15 protein-coding genes and 1 pseudogene are annotated in these 24031 nt (G+C 68.8%); 13 read left to right on the top strand and 3 right to left on the bottom strand.

Annotated elements, in window-relative coordinates:
- The coding region (locus tag ACIRDX_RS10980; protein ID WP_396625464.1) for a zinc-binding dehydrogenase at window positions 1-1070 on the bottom strand (1070 nt) is incomplete at its 3' end.
- Between the two features lie 130 nt (window positions 1071-1200).
- Entirely contained in the window at window positions 1201-2769 is a 1569-nt protein-coding gene (locus ACIRDX_RS10975; protein WP_396625463.1) for a UxaA family hydrolase, read from the bottom strand.
- A 314-nt stretch (window positions 2770-3083) separates the two neighbouring features.
- Here ACIRDX_RS10975 and ACIRDX_RS10970 point away from each other — a divergent pair, with 314 nt between their 5' ends.
- The 7 genes from ACIRDX_RS10970 to ACIRDX_RS10940 all read left to right on the top strand — a co-directional run bounded on the left by ACIRDX_RS10970 (window position 3084) and on the right by ACIRDX_RS10940 (window position 17377).
- Window positions 3084-6329 (top strand): TonB-dependent receptor domain-containing protein, encoded by a 3246-nt coding sequence (locus ACIRDX_RS10970; protein ID WP_396625462.1) that lies wholly within the window; start codon window positions 3084-3086, stop codon window positions 6327-6329.
- 377 nt (window positions 6330-6706) lie between these two features.
- A complete protein-coding gene (locus ACIRDX_RS10965; RefSeq protein WP_396625461.1) occupies window positions 6707-10219 on the top strand; it encodes a TonB-dependent receptor domain-containing protein in 3513 nt (1170 codons plus the stop codon).
- Window positions 10220-10375: 156 nt separating this feature from the next.
- Window positions 10376-11704 (top strand): Gfo/Idh/MocA family protein, encoded by a 1329-nt coding sequence (locus tag ACIRDX_RS10960; protein WP_396625460.1) that lies wholly within the window; start codon window positions 10376-10378, stop codon window positions 11702-11704.
- The gene (locus ACIRDX_RS10955) at window positions 11704-13110 is read left to right on the top strand and encodes a Gfo/Idh/MocA family protein (protein WP_396625459.1); all 1407 of its coding nucleotides are present in this window, start codon (window positions 11704-11706) and stop codon (window positions 13108-13110) included. The genes ACIRDX_RS10960 and ACIRDX_RS10955 overlap by 1 nt, the downstream gene beginning before the upstream one ends.
- A gap of 104 nt (window positions 13111-13214) precedes the next feature.
- Entirely contained in the window at window positions 13215-14651 is a 1437-nt protein-coding gene (locus tag ACIRDX_RS10950; protein ID WP_396625458.1) for an NADH:flavin oxidoreductase, read from the top strand.
- An 86-nt stretch (window positions 14652-14737) separates the two neighbouring features.
- A complete protein-coding gene (locus ACIRDX_RS10945; RefSeq protein ID WP_396625457.1) occupies window positions 14738-15943 on the top strand; it encodes an MFS transporter in 1206 nt (401 codons plus the stop codon).
- Between the two features lie 132 nt (window positions 15944-16075).
- Complete coding sequence (locus ACIRDX_RS10940; RefSeq protein WP_396625456.1) at window positions 16076-17377, top strand: Gfo/Idh/MocA family protein; 1302 nt, start codon at window positions 16076-16078, stop codon at window positions 17375-17377.
- Between the two features lie 164 nt (window positions 17378-17541).
- Here ACIRDX_RS10940 and yvcK read toward each other — a convergent pair whose 3' ends face one another.
- Complete coding sequence (yvcK, locus tag ACIRDX_RS10935) at window positions 17542-18504, bottom strand: uridine diphosphate-N-acetylglucosamine-binding protein YvcK (RefSeq protein ID WP_396625455.1); 963 nt, start codon at window positions 18502-18504, stop codon at window positions 17542-17544.
- A 71-nt stretch (window positions 18505-18575) separates the two neighbouring features.
- Here yvcK and ACIRDX_RS10930 point away from each other — a divergent pair, with 71 nt between their 5' ends.
- The 6 genes and pseudogenes from ACIRDX_RS10930 to ACIRDX_RS10905 form a co-directional block, all read left to right on the top strand.
- Complete coding sequence (locus tag ACIRDX_RS10930) at window positions 18576-19373, top strand: DUF1295 domain-containing protein (RefSeq protein WP_396625454.1); 798 nt, start codon at window positions 18576-18578, stop codon at window positions 19371-19373.
- 139 nt (window positions 19374-19512) lie between these two features.
- Complete coding sequence (locus tag ACIRDX_RS10925; RefSeq protein ID WP_396625453.1) at window positions 19513-20547, top strand: SAM-dependent methyltransferase; 1035 nt, start codon at window positions 19513-19515, stop codon at window positions 20545-20547.
- 147 nt (window positions 20548-20694) lie between these two features.
- Window positions 20695-21423: a hypothetical protein gene (locus tag ACIRDX_RS10920; protein WP_396625452.1), complete on the top strand. Its 729-nt coding sequence runs from the start codon at window positions 20695-20697 to the stop codon at window positions 21421-21423.
- Window positions 21420-22262, top strand: coding sequence for a TPM domain-containing protein (locus tag ACIRDX_RS10915; RefSeq protein ID WP_396625451.1), 843 nt, complete (start codon window positions 21420-21422; stop codon window positions 22260-22262). The genes ACIRDX_RS10920 and ACIRDX_RS10915 overlap by 4 nt, the downstream gene beginning before the upstream one ends.
- 131 nt (window positions 22263-22393) lie before the next feature.
- A complete protein-coding gene (locus ACIRDX_RS10910; RefSeq protein WP_396625450.1) occupies window positions 22394-22960 on the top strand; it encodes a LemA family protein in 567 nt (188 codons plus the stop codon).
- A pseudogene (locus ACIRDX_RS10905) lies at window positions 22957-24031 on the top strand (hypothetical protein); the annotation flags it as partial. The gene ACIRDX_RS10910 and the pseudogene ACIRDX_RS10905, both read left to right, overlap by 4 nt.

Here is a 24031-nt window from a genome sequence, read left to right as displayed (position 1 = left end):
TACCGGTGCGTGACGATCCGGCTCACGTCCACGGTCCCCGACTCGAGCAGGGCGAGCGACTGACGATACACCGACGGGCGCCCGTCGGCATCGAAGCCGCCAGAGGCGCCCACCGGCGATACCAGCGTCGGCTCGCGAAACATGATGTTGTTGAGCACGCCCAGATCGACGCCGGACTGCCCGTGCGCGTACAGCAGCACCGTCGCCTGCTTGCGCACGAGTCCCGGCATCTGCCGGAACACCTGCGCGCTGCCCGAGGCGTCGATCAGGTACTCGACGCGACGTCCGCCCGTGAGGGTGAGCGTCGCATCGACGACGTCGGTGCCGACCGGATCGATCACCTCGTCGGCGCCGTAGTGACGCGCCAGCGCCTGACGTGTCGCGCTGGGCTCGCTCACGATGATGCGTCCCTCGAAGCCGACCACCTTCCGCAGGTGCTGCAGGAACAGCAGGCCGGCGGGGCCCGCGCCGGCGATGAGCACCGACTGGACGCGCGCGGCGGGGTCGGCGTCCTGCAGGCGATACCGCGCGATGGCAGACGCTTGTCGGACCGCGTCATGTGCGTGGAGGATGCAGGCCAGCGGTTCGGTGAGCGCCGCCTGCTCGGCTGGCAACGACGCCCCGCGCTTCACGGCGTTGACGGCCGGGATGACCAGCACCTCGGCCAGACCGCCCTGCAACCCCGTGATGCCGTGCTCGCCGTAGGTCTCGCACTGGTGCGAGTCGCCGGTGGCGCAGTACTCGCACAAGGGATGCGCACCCGCGCTGAGGCAGTTGCGCCCCTGGTCGAGCACTACGGCATCACCCACGGCCAGGTCGCGCACCTCGGTCCCGCGCGCCTCGACGACGCCGGCCACCTCGTGCCCGAGCACCTGCGGCGATACGTCGAACGGCACCGGCCGCCCGAGGCGATCGGTGTGGTAGTTGGCGTGCCCCTCGAAGATGTGGAAGTCGGTGCCGCACAGCCCGACACCGGTCACGCGCACCACGACATCGCGCGGGCCGACCTCGGGATCGCCGATGTCGCGCACCGCCATCACGCCCGGCGCGGTCAGGACGGCGGCCCTCATGCGTGACACCCGCAATTTGAAATTTGAAATTCGAAATTCATGTGCACGTCGCGTCGTCGACCTGGGCGAAGGTCCTCGCGGCCCGGCGGCGAAGCCGCGGGCCCGTCAATTTCAAATCTCCAATTTCAAATTACAGGCTGACCGACTGCTCCGCCCACACCTGGAACTCGCGGTGCTTGTTCTCCTCGGACTTGCCGAGGATCTCGCCGCTGGCGACGCGGCGGACGTGCTCGAACACCTCGAGGCCGACCTCGTCGATCGACGCCGTGCCGTCGATGATGGCGCCGGCCGACATGTCGAGGTCCGACTTCATGCGCTCGAAGATCTGGGTGTTGGACGCCAGCTTGAGCACGGGCGCGATGGCGTTGCCGATGGTGGTGCCGCGACCGGTCGTGAACACCACCAGCTGCGCGCCCGACGCGATCAGGCCCGGCGTCGATTCCTGGTCGTACCCCGGCCCCTGCATCAGGTAGAGGCCCGGGCCGGGGGGCTGCTCGGCGTACCCCACCACGCCTTCCACACGGGTCGTGCCCGCCTTGGCGATGGCGCCGAGCGACTTGATGGTGATGTTCAGGAGCCCGCCCGCGACATTGCCCGGGCTGGGGTTCTCGTTGAGCACGGTGCCGAACTTGGCGGCGTAGTCCTTGTACCAGTCGACCATCTCGTAGACGGCCCGGCCGGTCGCCGCATCCTTGGCCCGCCAGGCGAGGATGTGCTCCGCCCCGCAGAACTCGGGCACTTCCGTGATCAGGACGGTGCCGCCGTGCCGCACGAGTTCGTCCGCCGCGCGGCCCAGCGCCGGGTTGGCCGACAGCCCCGAGAAGCCGTCCGAGCCCCCGCACTTCACGCCCAGCGACAACGCGCTGATGGGCGCCGGCTGGCGGGTGATCTGGTTGGCGACGGGCAGCATGGCCTCGACGGCCTCGAGCCCGCGCTTGACCGAGCCCTGCGTGCCGCCAGCCTCCTGGATGCCGATGCGCGCCACCGGCTTGTTCAGCGGGCGGTGCAGGTCGGAGAGGTACTGCTCCATCACCGTCAGGTTCGTCTTCTCGCAGCCGAGGCCGATGAAGACGACGCCCCCGACGTTGGGATGCTCGGCATAGGCGGCCAGCGTACGGAGCATCACCTCGATGTTGGACCCGTCGGAGCACCCGCACCCCTTGTTGTGCGGGATGGCCACCACGCCGTCGACGTTGGGGTACTTCGCCTTGTCGAACAGGGTGAACTCGGCCACCGTGGCGATCTGCACCGCCTCGTGCGCCGCGCACATGCTCGTGGGCACGATCAGCACCCAGTTGCGGATGCCGACGCGGCCGTCCGGCCGGTAGTAGCCCATGAAGGTGGCGCGCTCTGCCTCGGGCACGTAGTCCGGCGCCGGCGTGGCCTGACTCTCGGCGAGCTCCCGCACCACCGGGACCTCGTTGGACATGTTCGCGCGCGAGATGAGGGCGCCCAGGCGGACGCCCTTCGACGTGCCGATCGGCTGGCCATACTGCCGGACGAACTCGCCCTCCGGAATGGCGTCGAGGGCGAACCGGTGGCCGGGCGTGATGTCGTCGAGCACCTCGACGACATGGTCGCCGACGACCACGTGGGTGCCGCGGGGCACCGGGACGCGGGCCACCGCGACGTTGTCGCGGGGGTCCACCTGGATGGCGTACGCGGAGAGAGGCGCGGCTTCGGAAGCGACAGGAGCCATGGGTGGGGCCATCGTACCGCGAACGCCCGGCGCGGACGGGGTCCGCGCACCGGGGCGAAGTGGTCATGCCAAGGGCGGTCCGGAGACTGCGCCGGCTGGTATGGCAGCGTTTGACTTGCGCGTAACCCTGCCGTAAAGTCCGATCCCATCGACATTGGTCAAACCACGTCGGTGCTGACAGGTGACCGCGCAACGCGGCCCGACACGCACCGGTATGCAGGCGGCCGGCTTCGCCGTGCCCGCCGCGGAGAGTGAACATGTTCAGGGCACGTCGGCTTCAATGGCTGGCTTGTGGTCTCCTGGCACTGATCGGCGTGACGGCCTCCGTCACCCCGGCTCGCGCGCAGGCCGCTCGCGGCGGCATCCTCGGCAACGTGGCGGATACCTCCGCCGCGGCAGTCCCGGGGGCCACCATCACCATCACGGAGACCCGGACCAACATCTCGCAGAACACCGTGACCAACGAGTCGGGGAACTTCAACTTCCCGAACGTGCAGCCCGGCGTCTACAAGGTGGAGGCCGAGTTGGCCGGCTTCAAGAAAGCCGTCCGCGAGAACATCCAGGTCGACGTCAACAGCACCATCCGCGCCGACTTCAAGCTGGAGGTCGGTGACCTGAGCGAGACGCTCACGGTGACCACCGAGGCCCCGGCGCTGCAGACCGACCGCGCCGACACCGGCCGCATCATCGAGGGCGAGGCCATCGCGGCGATGCCGCTCGGCTTCAACCGCAACTTCCAGGGGATGTGGGCGACGGTGCCCGGCGCGACGCGCCCGACGCGTCCGCACTCCGAATTCTTCAACTCGCAGGACTCGCTCGAGAGCAAGGTCAACGGCCAGAGCCGCCTGGCCAACAACGTGCAGATGGAGGGTCTCGACAACACGCACCGCACGGGCCTGTTGACGGTGCTGATCCCGTCGGCCGATGCGCTCGAGACCGTGTCGGTGAGCACCTCCAACTTCGACGCGGAGTTCGGCCGCGCCGGTGGCGCGGTGACCAACGTGACGCTGAAGTCGGGCACCAACGACCTGCGGGGTAGCGCGTTCTGGTTCCACGGCAACGACAGCCTCAACGCCACGCCGTACTTCGCGCGGACCAAGCCGGAGACGACCTACAACCAGTTCGGCTTCGTCGTCGGCGGCCCCATCCGCAAGAACAAGCTGTTCTACTTCGGCGACTACCAGCGCACCAACGACAACCTCGGCAAGGTATGGCGCTTCTTCGTGCCGCCGGCCGAGTGGCGCAACGGCGACTTCAGTTCCGCAACCAACACGGTCATCCGCGACCCGCTGTCGGGCGACGCCGCCGGCAACAACCGGATGCCGTTTGCCAACAACGTCGTGCCGGCCAATCGGATCAGCCCGATCTCGCGCGACATCTTGAGCCGGGTGCCGATGCCGAACATTCCGAACCAGCCGATCGGTCAGCCCAACTACGAGTCGACCACGGTCCGCGAGCGCAAGACCGACCAGTTCGACATCAAGGTCAACTGGCAGGTGAGCAGCAGCGATCAGCTGTCACCGCGCTTCAGCTTCATGCGCCCCGTCGTGATCGACCCGTCGCCCTACGCCGGCGCCATCGGCGGCCCGGCCAACGGCGGCTTCGCCGGCACCGGCACCAACGACACGGTAGTCACGGGCCTCAACTGGACGAAGACCTGGAGCAACACGCTCGTGATGGAAGCGCGCGGCGGGCTCACCTGGTACCACAACGTTGCGGCCTCCGAAGGCCAGGGCATGAACACGGCCCAGGAACTGGGCGTGCCCGGCGTGAACCTGAACGACTTCACGTCCGGCATCATGTCGGTGAACATCCAGAACTACAGCAACCCGGTGGTGGGCTTCTCGAACTCCATGCCCTGGGACCGCGGCGAGACCACGTGGACCTTCGCGGCCACGCTGACCAAGCTGGCCGGCAACCACTCGGTGAAGTTCGGCGCCGACCTGCGCCGCAACCGTGACTTCCTGCTGCAGACGCAGGACTTCGGCGGCCCGCGCGGCACCTTCAGCTTCAACGGGTCGGGCACGTCGTCGCCGACCGACGCGGCCGCCATCCGCAACAACGTCGCCAACTCGCTGGCCAGCTTCATGCTCGACTATGCCAACGACGTCCGTCGCGACGTGCCGTTCATCGACGAGCCCGGGACCAGGCACCAGCAGTACTTCTTCTTCGTGCACGACAAGTGGCAGGTGCGGCCGAACGTCACCGTCGACCTCGGCGTGCGCTACGAGTACTACACGCCGTTCACGGGCATCGTCGAGCAGGGGGGCCTGTCGACGTACGACACCACCAACAACACGCTGCGGGTCTCCGGCTACGGCGACATCCCGGCCAACCTCGGCGCGACGACGCGCACGTGGAACTTCAACCCGCGCACCGGCATCTCCTGGCGCATCACGGACCGCGACGTGCTCCGCGCCGGCTACGGGGCGAGCACGGCGCCGTACCCGGACAACTCGTATGCCTTCAACTACCCCACCAAGGGCAACGTGCTCCAGCAGGCCAGCAACGCCTTCACGCAGGGTGGTTCGCTGCGGACCGGCTTCCCGGTGCAGGGGACGGTGGACATCCCTAGCAACGGCATCGTACCGGTGGACCAGCCGTTCCTCCGCAACTCGGGCTTGTTCGCCATCCCCGAGACGCTGTTCGGCGGCATCCTGCATTCGTGGAATGTCGCCTACCAGCGCCAGTTGCCGGCGGGGTTCACCGCTGAAGTGGCCTACGTCGGCAACCGCGGCGTCGACATGCTGTACGCCCTCAACCTGAACGCCGCCACCGTGCTCGGCCTCGACCAGGCAGGCCGTCCGCTGTTTGCGCCCTTCGGCCGAACGGCCGACGTGCCCTCGCGCGTGCCGGAGCGCAGCGACTACCACTCGCTGCAGGCCAAGATCGACCGTCGCTTCCTCAACGGCATCCTGGTCACCAACAGCTACACCTACGGCCGCGCGCGCAACTTCGCCGACGACAACGGCGGCATCGCCACGCCGGCCGACTGGGAACTGAGCTACGGGCTCGCTGGCTTCGACCGCCGCCACACGTGGGTCAGCAGCTTCGTGGTCGACATGCCGTTCTTCCGCGACGCCGACAACGCGCTGCTGCGCAACGTGCTCGGGGGCTGGCAGGCCTCGGGCCTCCTGACGCTCATGGGCGGTACGCCGCTCAGCGTCACGGCCGACGGCGCCCTGCTGCGTGCGCCGGGCAACACCCTGTATGCCAATCAGGTCGCCGAGCCGAACATCATCGGGGACAAGGGCCCGAACGTGTACTACTTCGACCGGGCCGCATTCGCGCAGCCGGCCGCGGCGACCTTCGGCAACACGACGCGCAACGGCAGCGGGATGCGCGGCCCCGGCTTCACGGCGCTCGACTTCTCGCTGGTCAAGCGGTTCACGTTCGGCCAGAGCTATCGGTTCTTCGAGTTCCGCACCGACGCCTTCAACCTGACCAACACGCCGGCGTGGAACAACCCGAACACGAGTCTCGCGAGCCCGCAGTTCGGTACGATCACGGGCGCCGGCAACCAGCGCATCATCCGTTTCGCGTTGAAGTACGCCTTCTAACGCTTAGCGCTTAACGCTTAACGCTAACGACAGACGCGTTTCGCAGGATCAGAGGCCGCCCGGCGACATGCCGTGGCGGCCTCTTGCTGTTTCGTGGCCATTCACCGCACCATCAGCGAAGTCCCCGAGCATACGCACGCTGACTGAGCGTTGCAGGAATATTGCCGACAGGACACGAAGTGGTCTAACCACAGCCGTGCGACGGGCGGGAATCGCATACCAGCGAGGGGCGCTTCTTGCTATACTCCGCCCGCTCAACTCAACGCAGAGATGGATTGGTCGTCGCTCGCCCGCCTTCATCAGCGGCGCCGGTTCGGTCAGTAAGTGAAATGGTGCGACCTCTCATGCGTCAAGACAGGTCGGAAAGGGTTCTCGAGATGCAGACGCTCCTGCAACGTGGTCGCCTCGGCTGGCAATGGGTGCTGGCCCTGGTGTGTGTCATCGGCCTCAGCGCGCCACTGGCGGCGCAGGATCCCCGCGGCGCCATCGCCGGCAAGGTGCTCGATTCCTCCGGCGGTGCACTGCCAGGGACGACGGTCGCGGTGACCAATGCCGCCACCGGCACCGTCAACACGGCAGTCACCGACGAGCAGGGACGGTACTCCATCCCGTTCATCTCGGTCGGTCGATACGACATCGTGGTGGAACTGACAGGCTTCAAGCGCGTCGAGCAGAAGGCCGTCGAGGTCCGGATCGGCGACCGCATCGAGCTCGACTTCACGCTCGAGGTCGGCGGCCTCGAGGAAACCATCACCGTCTCCGGCGGCGCGCCGCTGCTCGAAACGCGCACGGCGTCGCAGGGCCAGGTGATCGACGAGCAGCGCATCCAGCTGATGCCGCTCTCGGACGGCAACCCGTTCACATTGACGCGCCTCGCGGCTGGCACGGTGTACACGGGCGACCTGAAGTTCTCGCGCCCCTTCGACAACGCCGGCACCTCGGCCATCACGTCCAATGGCGCCTCGGGCGGCAACGAGTTCACGCTGGACGGCTCGCCGAACATGGCGCACGGCCGCCGCGCGGCGTTCGTGCCCCCTGCCGGTGCGGTGCAGGAGTTCAAGGTGGAGACGGCCACGTTCGACGCGCAGCAGGGCCACACCGCCGGCGCGACCGTCAACGTGACGATGAAGAGCGGCAGCAACACGTTCCGCGGCGACGGCTACTACCACTACCGCGACGAGACGCTCGGCAAGAACGACTTCTTCCTGGAGCGAGCGGGACAGCCGAAGGCGGCGCTGGACTACAAGCGGTTCGGCGGCACGTTCGGTGGCCCGGTGGACCTCGGCTTCTACAACGGCCGCAACAAGACCTTCTTCTTCAGTGCCTTCGAGTGGCTGTACGACGAATTCCCCGAACCCGGCCAGTTCACCGTCCCGACCGAGGCCCAGCGCAATGGCGACTTCTCTGCCCTGCTGCCGCTCGGGATCCAGATCTTCGACCCGGCCACGGCGCGCCTCGTCAACGGCCAGGTACGACGTGACCCGTTCCCCGGCAACATCATCCCCGCCAACCGGATCAGCCCGGTGGCGCGCGAGATGCTGAAGTACTTTCCGGCGCCGAATCAGGCGGGCAACGCGCAGGGGCAGAACAACTACCTGAGCACCAACGCCCGCGGCGACGACTTCTACTCGGCCAACTTCCGGTTCGATCATCAGTTCAACAACAACAACAAGACCTTCGCCCGCTACTCACGCAACAACCGCACGGAGTACCGCGGCGCCTGGACCGGCGAGCAGAACGGCATCACGCCGACCGGCAACTTCCTGTTCCGCATCAACGACGCACTCACGGCCGACCACGTGTGGACGATGAACCCGACCACGGTGCTGAACCTGCGTGGCAGCTGGTCGCGGTTCCAGGAGCCGAGCCTGCGCCAGAATCAGGGCATCTTCGACCCCGGCAGCCTCGGCTTCTCGAGCAGCACCGACGCGCTCTTCGGCGACTTCAAGTACTTCCCGCGCATCGAGCCCGGCGCCTTCAGCGCCATCGGCGACTCCTACGCCGGTGGCACGACGTCGCAGATCTTCACGTTCCAGCCGACGGTCACCAAGTTCTTCGGCAACCACTCGGTGCGGCTCGGCTACGACTACCGGCAGTACAAGGAGCACAACGACCCGACGTACCACGTGGCCGGCATCTACCAGTTCAACGCCGGCTTCACCAACGGCGGCTCGGGCCTCCCGAACGCTCCCATCGGCCAGGACCTCGCGGCGATGCTGCTCGGCCTCCCGCAGTCGGGCAGCCGCATCGAGCTCGCGCCCGGCCGCGACAACACCAGCCCGTACCACGGCGTGTTCTTCCAGGACGACTGGAAGGTCACCAGCAAGCTGACCGTCAACCTCGGCCTGCGCTACGAGTACGAGAACGCGCCGAGCGACGACGCCAACGCCAACGTGCGCGGCTTCGACCCGACGGCGCAGCTGGCGGTGACCAACCAGGCTCGCCTGGCCTATGCGCTTCGCCCGGTGCCTGAGCTGGCGGCGAGCGCCTTCAATCCCGTCGGTGGCGTCACGTTCGCCAGCGAGGACAACCCGGGCTTCTGGAACGCCGACCGGAACAACTGGCAGCCGCGCCTCGGCTTCGCGTACCAGCTCAACTCACGCACGGTGCTGCGCGGCGGGTGGGCCATCTACACGAGCCCGCTCTTGTTCGACTACGCGATCTTCCAGCCCGGCTTCGCGCAGAGCACGCCGATCATCGTGAGCAACGACAGCGGCCTCACCTACCAGGCCGACCTGACCAATCCCTGGCCTGGCGGCGTGATCCAGCCGGCGGGCAACAGCGCCGGCGTCAACACGTTCGTCGGGCAGGGCCTGAACCGCTACACGACGAACGTCGATGCGAGGAATACGCAGGCGATGCGGTGGGCGGTCAACGTGCAGCGCGAGCTGTTCGGCAACTGGGTGGTCGAGGCCGGCTACACCGGCAACCGCGGCTACGACCTCACTGTGGAGACCGACATCAACCCGATCCCGCGGCAGTACCTGTCGACCAGCAACGTGCGCGACAACGCGGTGATCTCCAACCTGGCGACGCCGGTGGCCAACCCGTTCTCGGGCCTGCTGCCGGGCACGAACCTGAACACCGCCAACGTCGCCAAGAGCCAGCTGCTCCGTCCGTTCCCGCAGTTCACGCAGGTGCTCAGCCGCAACTTCGACGGCACCAGCAGCTACCAGTCGGGGCAGTTCCGCGTCGAGCGGCGGTTCAGCGACGGCTACTCGTTCCTGGCCACCTACACCGTGTCGCGCTTCACCGAGCAGAACTTCGCGCTCAACGCGGTGGACGGCCCGGCCGGCATCTACGAAGAGCGGCGGTCCGACGTGGACGTGCCGCACCGCGTGGTGCTCAACGGTATCGTCGAGCTGCCGTTCGGCCGTGGCCGCAAGTGGGGCAACAACTGGAACGGCTTCCTGAACGCCATCGCCGGCGGCTGGAGCGCATCAGCCATCTGGCAGTGGCAGAGCGGCCGTCCGCTCACCATCGGCAACGTCTACTACAACGGCGACATCAACGCGCTGACCACCAGCTACTCCAGCGACAACGTGGACAACCCGGTGTTCGACGTCAGCGGCTTCTACTTCCAGGACATCCCGGAGGCGCAGCGCCGCAACGACTCGCGCATCCAGCTGGCCCAGAACTACCGCACGCTGCCGAGCCGCCCGGCGAACCTCCGGGCCCAGGCGCTGAACTACATGGACATGTCCATCGTGAAGCGCTTCGAGTTCACGTCGCGTGTGAGGGCACAGCTGCACTTCGAGATCTACAACGCGTTCAACCAGACCTTCTTCAACAACCCGGACCTCAACCCGACGAGCGCCAACTTCGGCAAGGTGACCAGCCAGAACAACCTGCCGATCAACCTGCAGGTCGGCGCCCGCATCTTCTTCTGATCGACGCGGAGGCAGGGCATCGTCACGATGCCCTGCCTCGTCGCGACACGACGGGCGACAGGCGACCGGCCACAGGCGGCCTGCAGCCTCCAGCCCGTCGCCGTTCTTCCCCCTACCAATTCGCGCGCGGGCGGCATAGGCTTGGGCCACCGTCCCATGAATCGTCGCGACTTCCTCTCGTCATCCGCGGCCGCCCTCACGGCGGCCACCGCCCTTCCTGCCTCCGTCGAGGCCGCCCTGCAGGCTGGTCCCGCCCCTGCCCGCCCCCGCCGCTACGCCATCGTCGGCACCGGCGGCCGGGGATCGTCGATGTGGGGCACCGGTGTGAAGGCCAAGTGGGGCGACACCGTCCAGTTCGTCGGCCTGTGCGACCCGAACCCGAAGCGGGCCGAGGTGGTCCGCGGCCTGCTCGGCGTCGACTGCCCGGTGTTCACCGACTTCGACCGGATGGTGCGCGAGGCCAAGCCGGACCTGATCGCGGTGACGACGGTGGACGCCTACCACGCCGAGTACATCGTGCGTGCGCTCGACCTCGGGATCGACGTGATCACCGAGAAGCCGATGACGACCGACGAGAAGCAGTGCCAGGCGGTGATCGACGCCGAGAAGCGCAACAAGCGCAAGATCATCGTCGGCCACAACATGCGCTTCGCGCCGGCGCACGTGAAGATCAAGGAACTGCTGATGTCGCAGCCGGTGGGGCCGATCCGATCGGTCGACTTCCACTGGTACCTCGACACCAGCCACGGCACCGACTACTTCCGCCGCTGGCACGGCATCAAGGCCAAGAGCGGGTCGCTTTGGGTGCACAAGGCGACGCACCACTTCGACTATGTGAACTGGCTGCTCGACGCCGAGCCGGTGCAGGTGCAGGCCTATGGCGGCATCAAGCGCTATGGGGCCGCGGGGCCCTTCCGGTCGACCAACTGCCGCCCGTGCACGCACAAGGCGGAGTGCCCGTTCTACTGGGACATGACCAAGTCGGCCTCGGCGATGCGGCTGTACGGCGGCGAGGTGGAGAAGGTCGACGGCTACCTGCGCGACGCGTGCGTGTTCCGGCCCGAGGTGACGACCTACGACACCATGACGGCGACGATCAAGTACAGCAACGACGTCATCCTGTCGTACTCGCTCAACGCCTACATGCCCATCGAGGGCCACTCGCTGTGCTTCAACGGCGACGGCGGCCGGATCGAGATCCGCTCGTACGCGAACCAGCCCTGGAAGGTGGAGCAGGAGTTCGAGGTCTCGGTGATCAAGGCCTTCGGCCAGCGCACGATGGTGTCGGTGCCGACCGTCGAGGGCGAGCACGGCGGCGCCGACGACGTGCTGCGGAACCTGATCTTCCGCCGGCCCGACGTGCCGACCCACCTGCGCCTGCCCGATTCCCGGGCCGGGGCGATGTCGACGCTCACCGGGATTGCCGCGCGCCGCAGTTGTGAAGAGAATCGGCCCATCACGATTTCCGACCTGGTGACTTTCTGATGTCCATCTCCCGACGATCCTTCGTGTCCTCGGCCGCTGCCGGCGTGGCAGGCGGCCTCGTGGCGGGTACGCCCGCGATGGCGCAGACCGCCGCCAGCCGGAGCCGCGTGCTCGGGGCCAACGACCGCATCCGCATCGGGTCGATCGGCGTCGGTGGGATGGGCCGCTCGCACCTCGGGAACTTCCAGCAGCACGACGACGTGCAGATCGTCACGGTGTGCGACGTGTGGGACGTCAACCGGCGGCGTGCGCAGCGCATGACCGAGAAGCAGGCCGGCGGCGCGGCGACGATGGAGTCGGACTTCCGGCGCGTGATCGACCGGCAGGACCTCGACGCCGTGATCGTGGCGACCGTCGACCACTGGCACGCGATCCCGATGATCCTGGCCTGCCAATCGGGCAAGGACGTGTACGTCGAGAAGCCGATCTCGCACAACGTCAAGGAAGGCCGCGCGATGGTCAACGCGGCGCGCAAGTTCGACCGCGTGGTGCAGGTGGGCACGCAGCAGCGGTCGGGCCTGCACTTCCAGGAAGCGATGACGGTGGTGCAGTCGGGGACGCTCGGGAAGATCCATCGCGTGCATGCGTGGAACACCGGCAACCAGTCGCCGGCCGGCCTCGGCAAGCCGGCCGACGTGCCGGTGCCTGAGGGCCTGGATTGGGACATGTGGCTCGGTCCCGCGCCGAAGGTGGCGTTCAACCCGAACCGGTTCATCTACAATTTCCGCTGGTTCTGGGACTACGCGGGCGGAATGATGACCGACTGGGGCGTCCACCTGCTCGACTTGGCGCTGTGGGGCATGAAGGAAACGGCGCCGAAGACGGTATACGCGGTGGGCGGCAACTTCGTGCTCGACGACAACCGGCAGACGCCCGACACGATCGACGCGATCTACGAGTTCCCCGGCTTCATCTGCTCGTACAGCAACCGGACGGGCAACGCCTACAACGGCGCCGGCCGCGGCTACGGCATCGAGTTCTACGGCACCAACGGCACGCTGTTCCTCGATCGCGGCGGCTTCGAGGTGATTCCCGAGAGCGGCGGCACGTCGACGGCCCCGAAGCCCCAGTACCTCAGCGAGCAGGAGCCGGTGGCGCCGGTGTGGAAGCGTGCCTGGAACGCGCCGGCCAGGGCGCGCACGCAGGGGATGAAGGCCGGCACATCGGACCAGAACCTCTCCCACATCCGCAACTTCCTCGACTGCATGCGGTCGCGGCAGCGCCCGATCTCCGACATCGAGGTGGCCCACCACTCCACCGCCATGTGCCTGCTCGGCAACGTGTCGTATCGCACCGGCCACAAGCTCACATGGGATGCCGCGAAGGAGGAGTGCGTGGACGACCCGAAGGCCAACGCGCTCCTGACGCGCGAGTACCGCGCGCCGTACACGCTTCCGAAGATTTAGTCAGGCTGCAGGCTGCAGGCGACAGGCGACCCGATGCCACAGGGAGCCTGCGCAGGCAGCCTGCAGCCCGTAGCCTGTAGCCCGTAGCCTGTAGCCGTTCTTTCATGTCACGAGCCTATCCCCGCATCGCCGCACTCAAGACCGCCGAGCAGTTCCAGGCGCACGTCGCCTCGCTCGGCATCCCGCTGCCCTTCGAGGCCGACGTCGACGCCGCACCGGCGTCGCCGCTGGCGCAGCCGGCCGACACGTCGGCAGGACGCGCCGGCAACCGCTTCAGCATCCTGCCGATGGAAGGCTGGGACGGCACCCCCGACGGACGGCCCACCGACCTCACGCGCCGACGCTGGCGGCGGTTCGGCGAGAGCGGCGCCAAGCTGATCTGGGGCGGCGAGGCGTTCGCCGTGCGGCATGACGGGCGCGCCAATCCCAACCAGTTGTGTCTCGGCCCGACGTCTGAAGCCGACCTCGTGCAGTTGCGCGAGGACCTGCTCGAGGGGCATCGCGAGGCAGGGCTGGGCACCGACGACCTGGTCATCGGCCTGCAGTTGACGCACTCGGGCCGCTACTCCCGTCCGGATCCCGACAAGAAGCCGAAGCCGCTCGCGGCGTACCCGCACCCGGTGCTCGATCGACGCGTGAGCCCCGACGGACCGGTGCCGCTGCTGACCGACGACGACCTCGACGACCTCTCGGCGCGCCTGGTGCAGGCCGCCGTGCTCGCGCAGCGCGCGGGCTTCACGTTCGTCGACGTCAAGCACTGCCACGGCTACCTCGGGCACGAGTTGCTGTCGGCACGCACGCGCGAGGGCCGCTTCGGCGGCGACTTCACGGGCCGGACGCGCCTGCTGCGCCAGACCGTCGAGGGCATCAGGCGTGATGCGCCCGGACTGGCCGTCGGCGTACGGCTGTCGGCGTTCGACACCACGCCCTTCCGCAAGGGCGAGGGCGATGTCGGCGAGGCGGAAGCCCCGCAGGCCGACTATGCCTACGCCTTCGGGCGGTGGGACGGCAGCGACGCCGCGCCCGACCTGTCGGAGACGCGCGCGTTCCTGTCGCTGCTGGTCGACCTCGGCATCGACCTGGTGTGCCTCACCGCCGGCAGCCCGTACTACAACCCGCACATCCAGCGACCGGCCACCTTCCCGCCGTCGGACGGCTACCAGCCGCCAGAGGATCCGTTGAAGGGCGTGGCGCGCCAGATCGCGGCGACCGCGGCCCTGAAGGCCGACTTCCCGCAGTTGCGAATCGTCGGGTCGGCGTACAGCTACCTGCAGGACTGGCTGCCCCACGTGGCGCAGGCGGTCGTGCGCGCGGGCGGCGCGGACTTCATCGGCCTCGGGCGCATGGTGCTGTCGTATCCGGACCTGCCGCTCGATGTGCTGCGCGGACAGCCGCTCAAGCGCAAGGCCATCTGCCGCACCTTCAGCGACTGCACCACCGGCCCGCGCAATGGCCTCGTCTCGGGTTGCTTCCCTCTTGATCCGTTCTACACGGCCCATCCCGATCATGCGCGGCTCAAGGCCGTGAAGGCAGGCTCATGACCACGCCTTCGCCAAAGGCTTCGGCGGGGCACGCCCCCATGCCACAGGCTTCAGCGGGCCTTGGTCCGTCCCGAGAGGTGTCACCCATGCACGAGGAAGACATCCCGCGCGCCGGGCAGATCACGGCAGCGGCGACCGCCTTCGCGGCGCTGTTCTCCGCCGTCGGCATCGGCCTCTACGGCCTGACGTTCTTCTACGACTTCTTCGTGAAGGACTACGGCTGGACGCGCCAGCAGGTGACGTCCGGCAACGCGTACGCGAAGCTGCTGATCGGCCCGCTGTTCGGCTATCTCGCCGGGTACCTGATCGATCGCTACGGGCCGCGCCGCTTGCTGCTCGTGGGCATCGTCATGGCCGGCGGCGCGATGGTCGGCCTCGGGTACGTCTCGACGCTCGCGGCGTTCTACGTCTGCTACCTGTTCAACGCCCTCGGCTACGTGTTCGGCGGGCCGCTGCCGGTGCAGGTGCTCCTGTCGCGGTGGTTCACGAAGGCGCGCGGCAAGGCCATGGGCTTTGCCTACCTCGGCATCGGCATCGGCGGCACCGTCGTCCCCGGGCTGGCGTACTGGCTGACGACGCAGTTCGGGTGGAACCGCGCGATGCAGGTGCTCGGCCTGCTGATGATCGCGGTGGCGTGGCCGCTCGCCTGGCTCGTGAAGGACGCGCCGCCCGCGTACCGGGCCGCGGCGCCCGGCAGTGCCGCACCGACCACGCCGCTCGGCGAGGTGTTGCGCACGCCGGCGTTCTACCTGCTGCTCGTGGGGTCGATGTGCTCCATCGGCGCGGTGGGCGGCACGATGCAGAACCTCAAGCTGTACCTGAGCCTCGACCACACGTATGGCCAGGGCGAGATTGCCCGCATCCTGTCGCTGGTGCTGGCGGGCAGCATCATCGGCCGCCTCTTGATGGGGTGGCTGGCCGATCGCTGGGCACGCAAGCACGTGATGCTGCTCATCTACGTGATCGTCGCGGCCTCGATCCCGCTGCTGCTGTTCGCCGAGTCGTGGACGATGCTGCACGTGTTCGCGCTGCTCTTCGGCATCGGCCTCGGCGGCGACTACATGATCATCCCGCTGATGGCGGCCGACCTGTTCGGCGTGCAACGCCTCGGCCGCGTGATGGGCTTCGTGCTCACCGCCGACGGCATCGCCGAGGCCGTCTCGCCGATGCTGGTCGCCGGGCTGCGCGACCGCATGGGCACGTACCGACCGGGCTTCCTGCTGCTGATGGGCCTGGCCGCGGTGGGCGCGGGAGCGGTGGCGCTGCTGCCACAGAAGAAACAGGCAATTTGACATTGGAAACTTGAAATTCTCGGGCGAGGGCCTCCGGCCCCTCGCCACGTTCAGGGATGGCGCGCGAGCGAAGGCCGCCAGGCCGTGCCGCCGTGAATTTCACATGTCGAATTTCGAATTACCACCGCAGCCATGGACCGACGCGACTTCCTCCGCTCCTCACTCACGGCAGGCCTCCTCGCGCCGGCGCTGAGGTCGTCTGCCTCGGCGCAGCCAGTCGCGCCGTCGGATCGGCTGCGGCTCGGCTTCCTCGGCACCGGGGCCCGTGCGCATCAGTTGATCGATGCCTGCCGGGCGATTCCCGGGCTCGAGGTCGTGTCGCTCTGCGATGCGTACACGGGCCGCGCCGAGCGGGCGAAGGCGCGCAGCGGCGGCTCGGCCGTGATCAGCCCCGACTACCGCGCCGTGCTCGACGACAGGAACGTCGATGCCGTCTTCATCGTCACGCCGGACCACTGGCACAGGACGATGGCGCTGGCCGCGCTCGAGGCGGGCAAGGACGTGTACCTCGAGAAGCCGATGACGTACACGGTGGCCGAGGGGCGCGAGATCATCGCGGCCGTCGATCGCTCGTCGCGCGTGCTGCAGGTGGGCAGCCAGGGGCCGAGTTCGGCGCTCGAGCACGCCGCGCGCGACATCGTGAAGAGCGGCCGGCTCGGGCAGATCACGCTCGTGCGTGCCGCGTTCAACCGTAACTCCGCCGGTGGCGCGTGGCTCTACCCCATCCCGCCAGACGCCAACGAACGCACCGTCAACTGGGCGCAGTTCCTCGGCTCGGCGCCCGCGCGGCCGTTCAGCCTCGAACGCTTCTTCCGGTGGCGCTGCTACTGGGACTACTCCGGCGGCCTGGCGACGGACCTGTTCGTGCACCTGGCCACGACCATCCATCACGTGCTCGACGTGCAGGGCCCGTCGCAGGTGATGGCCTCAGGCGCCACGCATCGCTGGACGGGTACGCACGAGGTGCCCGACACCATCGACGCGGTGCTCACGTACCCCGAGGGCTTCACCGTGACGCTCGGCTGCACGCTGAACAGCACCGGCGGCGAGGAAGGCGTGCACATCCACGGGACGAAGGGCACGCTGCACCTGCTCGGCGATCGCCTTCGCCTCACGACGGAAGCCGGGGGCGACAACAACCGCTGGGTGGTGCGCTCATGGCCCGAGGCGCTCGAGCGGGCCTACTACGACGACCCGAAGGTGCAGGCGATCGAGACACCCGGCGCGCAGCGGCAGCAGGCCTCGTCGTCCGGCGAGGAGTGGGCGATCCGTGGCGAGAACGAGGACATCGCCCACGTCAGGACGTTCGTCGACGCGGTTCGATCACGCAAGCAGCCCATCGAGGACGCCCGCTTCGGCCATCGCGCCGCGGCGGTGGCGCATTTCGTGAATCAGTCAATTCGAGAAGGCAAGAGCCTGAACTTCGAACTTTGAAATTCTCGCGGGGCGCGGCTTCGCTTACGTAGAGGTATGGCGCGGTGTCCCACCGCGCCGCTTTGTCGGCCGCGTGGGACACGCGGCCCTACCTACACGGCAGCGAGCGAAGGCCGAAGGCCAAGCCGCCAAGAATTTCGAATGTCAAATTTCAAATTGCCACGTCACAGCAGTCGCCGCGCCAGCACGCCCCACATGGCGTAGGCGAGGCGACGCCGGTGATGGCGCGCAATCGGCCCATGCCAGAACGGCGCCTGCACCACCTCGGTCTCGTGCGGCATGTCGCCGAGTGCCAGCGGGTGCTTGTGCTCGGCGGCGTAGCGGTCGAGCACGTCGCGGCCCGGCCTGGCGGCATTGAACAGGACGGTGTCCACGGGACGCCCGAGCACACTGCTGATGTGACGGACGGCGTCGGCCGCAGTGAAGTCGGCCATGCCGCGCCCCTCGGTCAGCAGGTTGGCCACGAGCACGACCGGGCCCTGCACCTGCGCCACGGCGTCGCGCACGCCTTCCACGAGCAGGGGCGGCACCAGGCTCGTGAAGAAGCTGCCCGGGCCGATGATCACCGCGTCGGCCCGGCCCAGCGCGTCACGCGCGGCCGGATGGATCACGACCGACGGCGAGAGCCACACGCGCCTGACGGGGCGCCCCTCGAGCTGCCCGGCGTCGACCTCCACCTCGCCGGTGGTGGTGCCGCCGTCGGCGTACTCGGCGCACAGGCTGGCCCGTTCGGTGCTGATGGGCCAGACGTAGCCGCGGCAGCCCAGCACCGCGCGCAGGCCGTCCACGGCCGCCTGGAAGTCGCCCGAGAACTGCTCCATCATCGACAGCAGCAGGTTGCCGCCGGTGTGACCGCCCAGCCGTCGGTGTTCGAGCGTCGGCAGGCGGGTGAGCAGCACGCGCCTCGCCTCGCCTTCGTCGCGCGCCAGCGCCAGGGCGCACTTGAGCACGTCGCCCGGCGGCAGCACACCGAGTTCGTCGCGCAGGACTCCCGAACTGCCGCCGCTGTCGAACATGGTGACGATGGCGTGCACCTGGAGCCAGGGATTGGCCTTCAGGCCGCCGAGAAGGCTGGGAAGTCCCGTTCCGCCACCGAGACACCCGACGTGCAGTTCGCGCAGTCGCATTGCGGCCCGATTGTGCCCCGCACCTTGGGCAGGAGCAACTCCGGTCGCCCGGGCCGCGTCTTTAGGGGGACATGACCGCCTTGCCGTCCCTGCTGGCCGTGGGCCTGGGGTTTCTCGTCCTGATGATGGTGGCCGTGTGGCTGCTGTCGCTCCGGCTGCGCAACGCGGGCATCGTCGACGTCGCGTGGTCGGCCGCGTTCACGCCCGTCGCCGTCGCCTATGCCTGGCTGGGCGCCGGGTGGGCGCCGCGCGACGCGCTGCTCGTGGCCCTGGTGGCGGCCTGGAGCCTGCGACTCGCTTCGTACCTCTACGTGCGCGTGCGGAACGAGCATCCCCACGAGGACTCGCGCTACGCGGCGCTGCGCGCGCACTGGGGCTCCTCGGCCAACGCGAAGATGCTCGGATTCTTCCAGGTACAGGCACTGGCGGCGCTGGTGCTCACCGTGCCCTTCGCGCTGATCGCGCTCAACCCGACGCCCGCCTTCGCGGCCCTGGAGTGGGTCGGCGCCGCGCTGACCGTGGTGGGCCTGGCCGGCGAAGCCCTCGCCGACCGCCAGCTCGCACGCTTCCGGACCAACCCGGCCAACAAGGGCCGCGTGTGCCAGGACGGGCTGTGGGCCTACTCACGCCACCCCAACTACTTCTTCGAGTGGGTCATCTGGTGCGGCTTCGGCGTGTTCGCGCTCGGATCGCCGAACGGCTGGCTGGGCCTGCACGTCATCCCGCTCATGTTCTACGTGATGCGCTACGGCACCGGCGTGCCCTACGCGGAAGCCTCGTCCCTGCGCAGCCGCGGCGACGCCTACCGCGAGTACCAGCGCACCACGAACGTCTTCATCCCCGGGCCACGACGGAACCTGGCCATTTGAAATTGGACATGTGAAATTCTCGCGGGCGCGGCCTTCGGCCCGCGCCCCTTCACCTCTTGGGGGCCTTCGTTCCTTGGGCCCTTCCACCTTCCCGCTCTGCCTTCTTTCCTTCTACTCTTCTGCTCTTCTTCCCTTCGCCATGGTCCTGTCCGTTGACGCCCTGCTCGACCGCGATGTCGTGCCCGACTCCCTGATCCGCGCCGGCATCCGCCGCAACCTGGCGACGCGCCTGCGCGAGGAGGGTCGCAGCGGGGCCGAAGCGGCGCACGCGGCGAAGATGGCGTGGATCGATACCCTGCGGCAGTCGCCGATTGCGGTGGCCACGGCCGACGCCAACACGCAGCACTACGAAGTGCCCGCGGGTTTCTTCGAGACGGTGCTGGGCCCTCACCTGAAGTACAGCAGCGGCTACTGGGCGGCGGGCGTGACCGACATCGAGACCTCGGAAGCCGCGATGCTCGACCTCACGTGCACGCGCGCGGGCCTGGCCGATGGGCAGCGCATCCTCGAACTCGGGTGCGGATGGGGCTCCCTGTCGCTGTTCATGGCGGCACGCTACCCGCAGGCCCGGATCACGGCCGTGTCGAACTCGCGGACGCAGAAGGCGTTCATCGACGCGCGGGCCGCGGCGCGTGGCCTCGGCAACCTCGAGGTGGTGACGGCCGACATGAACGCGTTCGCCTTCGCCGACCATGCCGATCGCGTCGTCTCGGTCGAGATGTTCGAGCACATGCGCAACTACGCGGAGCTGCTGGGCCGCGTGGCGAGCTGGCTACGCGACGACGGCCAGCTGTTCGTGCACATCTTCACGCACCGGGAGTACGCCTATCCGTACGAGGACGCCGGGCCGGGCGACTGGATGGCGCGGCACTTCTTCACGGGCGGGCAGATGCCCTCGGACGACCTGTTCCTGTACTTCCAGGACGACCTGCGCGTCGACGCCCACTGGCGCGTCGAGGGGACGCACTACGCGAAGACCTGTGAAGCGTGGCTGGCCCGGATGGATGCCGCCGCGCCTCAGGTCCGCCAGATCTTCGCCGACACCTACGGCCCGGCCGAGGTCACCCGCTGGTGGGCACGCTGGCGCATCTTCTTCATGGCCTGCGCCGAGCTCTTCGCCTACCGCGACGGCAACGAGTGGATGGTGTCGCACTACCGCTTCAGCAAGCGGTAGAGAGACGGCCGCGGGCCACAGGCTGCAGGCAACCTGCTGTCGCATGCGCAGGTCGCCTGTCGCCGGCAGCCCGTCGCCCGTCCGTGCGTCGGACCTGTACCTTGGTGAAGCGCAGCGCCGGGACCGACACCCGCTAGAATCCGATCCATGACAGCACTGCAGGCCGCCGCGTCGCTGGCCGACGACCTTGCCGCCATCTTCGGTGCCCGGCTCAAGGCCGTGCTGGTCTACGGGACGCACGCGCATCCGCACCCGCGGGAGGTCAAGGCCCCGGTGCAGACGCTGGCGCTCGTCGAGCGGCTCGAGTACGCCGACCTGTCGGCCGGCGCCGACCGGTCGGAGACGTGGCAGGCACGCGGCCTCGACATGCCGCTGCTGATGCCGGCCAACGAGTTCGCCCGCAGCCTCGACGCCTTCCCGCTGGAGTACGGCGACATCATCGCCCACCACATCGTCATCGCCGGCGCCGACCCGTTCGCGGGCCTGGCGGTGGCCGAGGAGGACATGCGGCGGGCCTGCGAGGTGAAGGTGCGCTCGCACGCCATCCACCTGCGCGAGGGCTTCCTGCTCGCGGGGCAGCGCCCCCAGGACGTCGCCGACCTCATCCTCGCGTCGGCCACGCCGTTCGCCTCGCTGATCCAGACGTTTGCGCAGGTCACCGGGGCACCCAGGCAGTCGCCGCCCGAGGCGCTCGCGGCGCATGTGAGCCAGGTGGCCGGCCTGGACAGGGACCTCATCGCCCGGCTGTTGCGGCTCGAGGAGGATCACGCGCTCGAGCCCTCGGACGCGGTGCACTTGTACCCGCCGTATCTCGACCTGGTCGAGGACCTGATCGCCGCCATCGACGCGTGGCACCTGGAAGGGCCGCGCGCGTGAGCGTGCGCCTCGGAGCCCGCCTGGCGGCGCTCGTCGCGGTGGCATGGCTGTGGGTGCTGGCCGGGGCACCGGCCAGCGCCCAGGGCACGCTGCCGCCGCTGACCGCGCCGGTCAACGACTTCGCCGGCGTGATCGATCCGGCGAGCAAGGCGCGCCTCGACGACCTCATCCGCCGACTGCAGGCGGCCACGGGCGACGTCATCATCGTCGCCACGCGCGACACGATTGCCCCCTTCGCCGACGAGCGCGAGCTTGCCGTGAAGTGGTACGAGAACGGCGGGCGCGGCATCGGCAGCAAGGACAAGGACGCCGGCGTCCTGTTCGTCCTGCTGCCCAAGGACCGCCGCGTGTGGGTCGAGGTCGGCTACGGCCTCGAGGGCACGATCACCGACGGTTTCTCCGGCAGCGTGAGCCGGCAGTTGATGGCGCCGCTGTTCCGCGAGGGGCGCTACGGCGACGGCCTCGTGGCAGGCGTCACGGCGGTGGCCGAGCGGATTGCCAAGGAACGCGGCAAGACGCTGGGCGACCTCCCGCCTCCCCCGCAGGTCCGCCAGAGCCAGGGCGGCATTCCGCTGTGGCTCATCATCGTCCTCCTCCTGCTGTTCCTGTGGCTGTCGAGTCGCAGCAGCGGCGGTGGGGGGCCGAGCAGCCGCTACCGCCGCGGGCGGACGGGGTCGATGTGGGGCCCGGCCTGGAGCGGCTGGGGCACCGGCATGACGACGGGCGGGACGATGGGGGGCTTTGGCGGGGGGAGCTTCGGGGGCGGCAGCTTCGGCGGCGGTTTCGGGGGCTTCGGGGGCGGCATGAGCGGTGGTGGCGGCGGCGGATCGAGCTGGTAGGCGTCACGCGGGCTGGTGCCGACCCACTAGCCCAACGTGAGCACACGACGGAAGACCATTCAGGTAGCCTGTTGGCCATCGCCCGCAGGTCGCGGGCGGAAGGCCCCGGGCCTGAGATTTCGAGGGACACGATGAATCGACGCACCTTCTGGCAGCACGCGCTGCTGGTCCTCGCCCTGTTCTCGCTGACGGGCTGTTCGTACAACTCCTTCACCAGCCAGCAGGAGTCCATCAAGGGCTCGTGGTCGGAGGTGGAGAACCAACTCCAGCGCCGGAACGACCTCATCCCGAACCTCGTGAGCACGGTGAAGGGCTTCGCGGCGCAGGAGAAGGAAATCCTCGACCGCATCGCCGCGTCGCGCGAGCGGCTGTCGGGCGCCAAGACGCCGAGCGAGACCATCGACGCGGCCAACGAGCAGAGCTCGGCCCTGGCCCGCCTGCTCGTGGTGGTGGAGAACTACCCGCAGCTCAAGTCCAACGAGAACTTCATGCGCCTGATGGACGAGCTCTCGGGCACCGAGAACCGCATCACGGTGGCGCGTGGCCGCTACAACGAGAAGGTCACGGCGTACAACCAGCTCCGCCGTCGCTTCCCGTCCAACATCACGGCCAAGATCTTCGGCTTCGACGAGTGGAAGTACTTCGAGGCGCCCGCGTCCGCACGCGAGGTGCCCAAGGTAGACTTCTCGGCGAAATGATCGCGCGTTCCCTGACGGCCGCCGCCTCCGGTGCGGCGGCCGGTCTGGGCCTCTGGGCTACCCTCGGCTCCATCGACCGCATCCAGGCCCCCTCGGGGTCGGTGCGCGTCGCCATGCTCCCCGCGCCCGCCGTGCTGCTCGCCAGCGTGGCCGCCGGGGCGCTCCTGTTCGTCCTCTTCCGATTCCTGCTGCACCGCGCCGGCCTGCGTGATCGCGCCGACGCACCGCTCACCGTGCTCGCCGCCGCGGGCCTGCTGGTGCTCCCGTACCTGCCGTGGGTGCCGGACCTGGCCCCCGGCCTGATGCTGCTGGCCGGCCCCGGCGCCCTGTTGGCCTGGGGCATCCTCGGCGCGCTGGCGATCTGGAGCGCTGCGCTGGAGTGGCCGCGGACGGCCGGGCTCGCTGGCCCCGAGCGGAGTCGAGGCGGAGAGTCGGCCCGACCTTCTCGCTCCGAGGCCGCGCTCGGAGAGCGGGCCCTACCATCCCAGACAGCGACCAGCGGCGAAGCGCGTGCGCGGCGCCGGCGATGGACCACGGCCATCCTGCTGGCCAGCCTCGCCTCGTCGGCGGTGCTCGCCGAGCGCTTCACGCGCACGCCGCTGTTCCCGGGCGGCGACGAGCCGCACTACCTGGTGATCTCCCAGAGTCTCTGGCGCGACGGCGACCTGCTGATCGAGAACAACCACACGCGCGGCGACTACCAGGAGTACTTCCACCGCACGCTCACGCCGCACTACCTCACGCGCGGCGTCAACCGGCAGATCTACTCGATCCACCCCATCGGCATGCCGGTGTTGATGACGCCGGTGTACGCGCTCGGCGGCTACGACCTCGTGGTGTGGGCGTTCCTGCTGCTCGGCGCGATCGCGATGACCGCCGCGTGGCGGCTCGCCTGGGCCGTGACCGGGTCGGCCTCGGCGGCCACCTTCGGCTGGGCGGTGCTGGCGCTCGGACCGCCGTGGATCTTCAACACGTTCGCCGTGTATCCCGAGATCCCGGCCGGATGCGCCGTCGCCCTGGCCTTCGGCTGGACCGCCGGCTGGCGGGCGGAGGGCGGCGGCGATGCGGCGC

This window comes from Luteitalea sp. (assembly GCF_044337415.1).
Lineage (GTDB): Bacteria > Acidobacteriota > Vicinamibacteria > Vicinamibacterales > Vicinamibacteraceae > Luteitalea.
Note: the sequence above shows the minus strand (reverse complement) of the source record. Positions and strands in the feature narration are given on the sequence as shown.